Below are 1,090 nucleotides of genomic sequence, written 5' to 3' on the forward strand. Positions count from 1 at the left end.
TCTGTATAGCATGAATTGATCGGCAAAATATGTTCTAGCCTGATGCACGAATAAGTGTTAGACGATTTGCCAGCAAGCTGTTGCCACAATAGTTCTCATGCTAAATTCATACGTTCTAAACACATTTTGGGGCAAAAACAATCTAGCCACTAATGACTCACCGAACTCGAAAACAGGTTGATAATCACCACGCCAGCCAAAATCAAAGCGATGCCGATGATTGCGTAGATGTCGAGCTTTTGCCCGTAGACCAGCCAAGACAGTGCTGCGACTAACACGATACCTGCCCCACACCAAATCGCATACGCCACACCTAAAGACATGGTTTGCACTGTTAGAGACAACAGGTAGAAAGCACAGCCGTAGCCAGCCAATACTGCGGCAGTGGCAGGTAGAGAAGTAAATTGCTGTGTTTTAGGTAATAAAGAAGTGGCAACAACTTCAAGCACAATGGCAAGCGATAGCATTAAAGGAGGTGGGAAAGAGAAAAGCATGTTCAAACCTACAACTAGAAAATAGGCGGCAAGCTTATGCTCTATTTATTTCCAATAAATGTCCCTTCTACTTAGTTACTGTTTAGACTTTCAATAGATTCTCTTAGCAACACCTTTCCTTTCACTCTCCCCCTTCAAACCCCATTGATTATTACAAATAGGTAATAATCATTTTCTATTTAAGGGGATTATCAAAACCCATGACCACTCATATACTAGCCCCAACAAAACGAGAGAGCGGAAACAATTAAGCTCGACTACGCTTAACGAGTTGAACTTAATTGCAAAGTTATCCGCTGTACTGACATATAAAGGAAGCATCCAATGACTATCGAAATCAAACCTGGTCAAACTCATATCCAATCTAAAGCTATGGTTGCTTGGAAAGCGGGCGAGCCGCTAAAACGTGAAACGGTTGACGTTGAACTGCCAAAGGCTGGCGAAGTACTTGTTCGTATCGTTGCTACTGGTGTTTGTCACACTGACGCATTCACTCTTTCAGGTGACGATCCAGAAGGTATCTTCCCTTCTATCCTTGGTCACGAAGGTGGCGGTATCGTTGAAATGGTTGGCGAAGGCGTAACAAGCGTTGAAGT

General features: G+C 43.2%; 2 protein-coding genes. One reads left to right on the forward strand and one right to left on the reverse strand.

Annotation, left to right across the window (positions count from 1 at the left end; genetic code table 11):
• Window positions 1–149: 149 nt before the first annotated feature.
• Window positions 150–494, reverse strand: a complete 345-nt coding sequence (locus BCT81_RS02570; RefSeq protein ID WP_102423156.1) for an SMR family transporter — start codon at window positions 492–494, stop codon at window positions 150–152.
• 324 nt (window positions 495–818) lie between these two features.
• Here BCT81_RS02570 and BCT81_RS02575 point away from each other — a divergent pair.
• Window positions 819–1,090: alcohol dehydrogenase catalytic domain-containing protein (locus tag BCT81_RS02575; RefSeq protein WP_157938836.1), on the forward strand; the 272-nt coding region annotated here is incomplete at its 3' end.

The sequence above is a fragment of the Vibrio sp. 10N.261.52.A1 genome (genome assembly GCF_002876325.1).
Classification (GTDB): domain Bacteria; phylum Pseudomonadota; class Gammaproteobacteria; order Enterobacterales; family Vibrionaceae; genus Vibrio; species Vibrio chagasii.

Coding starts and splice junctions, on each gene's coding strand:
- BCT81_RS02570 (WP_102423156.1), bottom strand. CDS start 494: ATGCTTTTCTCTTTCCCACCTCCTTTAATGCTATCGCTTGCCATTGTG.